This is a genomic window from Microcystis aeruginosa LEGE 91341, from assembly GCF_015206885.1.
GTDB classification, from domain to species: Bacteria; Cyanobacteriota; Cyanobacteriia; order Cyanobacteriales; family Microcystaceae; genus Microcystis; species Microcystis aeruginosa_H.
This window is the reverse complement of sequence record NZ_JADEXY010000211.1, coordinates 1-4,362: the sequence shown is the minus strand read 5'-3', so window position 1 is coordinate 4,362 and position 4,362 is coordinate 1. Positions and strand designations below refer to the sequence as shown.

At 39.6% G+C, this 4,362-nt stretch carries 4 protein-coding genes and 1 pseudogene; all 5 read left to right on the top strand.

What is annotated here, in order from left to right:
* Nucleotides 1-333 precede the first annotated feature (333 nt).
* The gene (locus IQ234_RS19995) at nt 334-516 is read left to right on the top strand and encodes a hypothetical protein (RefSeq protein WP_193958358.1); all 183 of its coding nucleotides are present in this window, start codon (nt 334-336) and stop codon (nt 514-516) included.
* 106 nt (nt 517-622) lie between these two features.
* Nucleotides 623-850 (top strand): hypothetical protein, encoded by a 228-nt coding sequence (locus tag IQ234_RS19990; protein ID WP_002744072.1) that lies wholly within the window; start codon nt 623-625, stop codon nt 848-850.
* Nucleotides 847-1,119, top strand: coding sequence for a hypothetical protein (locus IQ234_RS21435; RefSeq protein WP_228008636.1), 273 nt, complete (start codon nt 847-849; stop codon nt 1,117-1,119). The genes IQ234_RS19990 and IQ234_RS21435 overlap by 4 nt, the downstream gene beginning before the upstream one ends.
* A gap of 220 nt (nt 1,120-1,339) precedes the next feature.
* Nucleotides 1,340-2,521 (top strand): GTPase, encoded by a 1,182-nt coding sequence (locus IQ234_RS19985; protein ID WP_193958357.1) that lies wholly within the window; start codon nt 1,340-1,342, stop codon nt 2,519-2,521.
* Between the two features lie 1,651 nt (nt 2,522-4,172).
* Nucleotides 4,173-4,362: pseudogene (locus IQ234_RS19975) on the top strand (photosystem II q(b) protein); the annotation flags it as partial.

Here is a 4,362-nt window from a genome sequence, read left to right as displayed (position 1 = left end):
AGCCTTTAGTCAGATTACATTGCGAGACATCCATCACTGGTTTACCCATTGTTGCTATTGCGATACCCCTTTTAAAGAGCCTACCTAGTCATCCATGCTGTACCTCATTCAACTGAAACCCGCTATAGTCCAACTTTCTATTATAAATATTTTGACTATTTTTGTCTATTACAGCCTTTTTCATCAACCTGAACTGACCCCAAATATATCTACTGCAATAGCAAAAAACCCTGATCCATCAATGGATACATCCCTCGATTTCTCGCTCAAGATTGGTTTGCTGCGGGCGATAATCTGGAAATATAGCCATCAGTTAGGCTGCTCCATACTGCTGTGACAAAAAACAATTATCCCCCGATAGCGATCGCTAAAGGTCGAATAATTATCAATTTTTATCAAGGGGTGCGGTCAGACAGAGGAATCATCGCTAGAATGAGCCTAATTGTCAGGAATTTAGTTAAACAAGGTTTTTGGCAAGATGCTAATCTGGCTAACAAGCTTTTGGGCGCGATATAGGGAAAACTTCTGGCGATAGTTGACCCATATCGTTACTCTGGAGAGTTTTATACAGAAAGTTGACCTATAATATGTAGTTATATTTTCAAGAGAAGAGAAGAAAGAAATGTTATCAACACTTCTAAGTAAAGCTGTACAAAAAGCTCAAGAACTGCCAGAAGCAATTCAAGACGAACTGGCAGAGCAGTTTATTGAAGACATCGAAAATGAAATCAAATGGCAAGAAACATTATCTAAACCCCAAGACAGCTTAATTCTCAAAGAACTTGCTCAGAAAGCTATTGCGGATTCAGAAAACGGACAGACTGAAGAAATGGGATTTGATGATCTATGAAGTCGGAACTAAATCCAGATTTCGTCGGCTTATTTCAACAGCTACCAGAAAGAGTGAAAAGAACAGCCAGAAAAAATTACAAGTTATGGAAAGATAACCCAAGTCATCCAAGCTTAGAATTTAAGGAGGTCAATCAAGAAGACCAGATCTGGTCAATCAGAGTCGGTATAGGTTGGAGAGCGCTAGGAAGAATCAAGAATAAGAATGTAATTGTTTGGTTTTGGATAGGCTCTCACGCAGAGTATGACAAATTGTTAAAGAAGTTGTGAACCAAGAAACATAACAAATCACCGCACCCGAAATAATAGTAAAATTTTGTGACAAAGTGCAGTCATATCTAAGAATCTTTGCTATAACTTTGGAAAGCTTCTGTGATAAGTTTCCTTAAAAGAGATTGTTTGCAGTAAGCTAATCTGGCTAACACGCTTTTGGGCTTGATATAGGGGAAAGTTTTGGCGATTGCGCCTAAATGAAGTAATATACAGAAAGTTGACCCATATCGTTATACTAAGTTTAGGAGAGAAAGCTAAAGTGGGAGAGCTAAAAACTGAGATTAAAACGGTTTTAGATAAGATGTCTCCGCCTAATATTGCAGTTATTGGTAGAACTGGAGCGGGAAAAAGTACGTTAATTAACGGGGTATTTGGCTCTGATTTAGCCAAAACAGGCGTTGGACTTCCTGTGAGCGATGCTTTCGTTCGATACCCTGAGTTTTTATTAGATGAAAAGCCGCTTGTTATAGTCTTTGACTCAGCAGGCTATGAGATGGGAAAAGAAATTTTATTTAGAAATAGTGTAATCAAGTTTATACAAGATAAAAAATTGCTTGAAATTGAGGAGCAAGTCCACTTAGTGTGGTATGTCATACATGCTGGACTTAAAAGATTTGAGCATTTTGATGCAGATATTATTGCCTCATTAAGATCGGAAAGAGTACCTGTCATTATCGTTTTGTCACAAGCAGATCTTGCTCGTCCAGCCGAAATAGCCAAACTTGAAAAAACGATCAAAGAATATAAAGAAGCTTATAAATTAGACGAACTGAGAATTATCAAGATAGCAGCCGATCCAATTAATGGAGAATCTTTTGGAGTATCAGAACTTGTTGAACTTTCTTCTGCATTGCTTCCAGAACTCTATACTGAAGCATTTATTGCAAGGCAAATTGCAGATTTAAAGCTTAAGAAAAAACTAGCAGCAAAGTATGTAAGGTTGGCTGCTGCGGGTTGCTTTAGTACTGGTTTTGTACCCATTCCCAATACAACTCCAGCGGCGACAATAGCAACACAAACTCTTTTGTGTACTAAAATTGCCGCCTTATACGGGCAAGGCGACTGGATTCAAATTCTAGATAAAGCAGGTGGAGTTACTGTAGCTTCAATGTTGACTGTAGCAGTTACTTGGGTTTTGGACTTATTTAGTACTTTCCTACCCCCAGCTAACCCTGTTACAGGTGCAATTTCAGGTGCAACTGCCGCAACATACATTACCGTTGTGGGCTTAACATATACTTCTGTTTTTGAAAAGCTTACTATTAAAGACTTAACTGGAGCAGAAAAAGAAGATGTTGAAGAATTTATCAGAAAAACCTTTAGAGAGGAATTCAAAAAAAACTTAAAGTTTAGAATCTTGTCGGAGGGAGATTTGCAGAAAATAGAGGAGTCGTTATAATCGCTTATCCAGCCGTAGGGTGCGTTAATGAAATGTAACGCGCCTTATTTTTGCGGTTCTTCCGAACTTACACTGTAGAAAATTCCCCAAGCTCCCTCTCTGTCCAGCAATGCTCTAAAGTTGATAAATATCAATTTAACAAAAACTCAAAGCTTTGCTGTACAAGCTTTACAAGTATTAGTTGTTAATAGTTTTGCATGACAGATTCGGTAGAGCCATAAATTATTGCACTATGCAATTAAATTATACCGTTCAATCTAGGAGCAGCCATGCTAGACACAGCAACTCTTGAACGACGCTTGATAACCCTTGAACAAGTAGTTTTTGATCTTCAGCACAAACTTGAAAGTAGGCGTTGTCAAATTGAAAGATGCTCCGAATCAGCTTGGAACTGAAATTACTTTGATAGCAAGGATTGCATTGCATCTTTCATATTCTGATCTGACAACGCCAAAATACCTGTAATGCGAGTGTTGAGACGAAAGGATTTTGGGCTCTCTTGGATTTGGTGGGTAAAATGTATTCTAAGATACAGTCATGCTGGCGCGGGAGTGAAAGGAACCACAGAGACACAGAGGACACAAAGATCGATCGATCCTATGTAAGTTAAACTGATCACACAGAACCTAGAAGAGCCAGATTTTGTTTCTACAAGTGCACCAATGGAATTAAACGTCATCTAGCGACGGATAGTCTTGGTTTCCCCTTTTTCGCTCATTGTACTACCGCCAACCTATTGGATGACCAAGGATTGATTGAGTTGTTAACTCGAGGTATTGACTATTTCAAGTTAAAACCGTCGGAACTACCTAAGACGACTATTCTTCTAGATAATGGTTATCATCCTGACAAAATAGAGAAAGAGTTGGTTAAGGTCTATCCAGAGATAATGACTAAAATTCAGTTTGAACTGTCTCCAAAACCGTCAAAAACCGAAAAAGCAGAGAAGCGTTGATCAGGATTCGTACCTGTAAAAACTCGATGGGTGATTGAAAGAAGTAATTCTTGGATGGAACGCTGCAAATCTTTAGGCAAAAATTTTGAGCGCACTTTAGAACACCCCACTACCAAAATTCATCTCTGTTTTCTTCGACTTCTACTACGACGATTAGCTGTATCCTAAGATACCAAATGGATCCTATATCTCCCTGCCATTCAGACGCTTCACGAACCAGAAGCAAGGGTTGACTAATTTCAATTCAGATGAGGAGGCGAGAAAGATTTTAATGATTTTAATGATTTCATTACCCATCGTAGTTTCCCTACTTTGCTTTTACCTTTTCTTTCGCTTTCAGTGCTGTTATTCGGCTCACCAACTCAGCCAATCTCTGACTCAATGGTGCAGTCTCAGCACAGCCCCAGTATTGAGCGCACCGCAATAACAACCACATCCGTCTTAGAAGTGCCACGTTGCTCATCTGTAACTATCTTACTCGCCGTGCTATTGATTGTCACCATTTTTCTGGAGAAAGCATAGAGGGAAGCGCCGTTTACAGTGGCTTTCTGTTTGTCCCTCGCTAATATCAGCTAAACTTATCAATGGTATAAGTAACAATAGTTTCAAACCCCTTTACAAACCGTTACAAACTCTTTAAGATAGGGACATCATCAATCAATCGTACCTCGATAACTTAATAGGAATCATAAACCAATGACCACCACTCTACAACAGCGCGAGAGCGCTTCCCTGTGGGAGCAGTTCTGCCAGTGGATCACCAGCACCAACAACCGTCTTTATGTCGGTTGGTTCGGTGTCATCATGATCCCCACCCTGCTCACCGCCACCACCTGCTTCATAATCGCCTTTATCGCCGCTCCTCCTGTAGATATCGACGGTATTC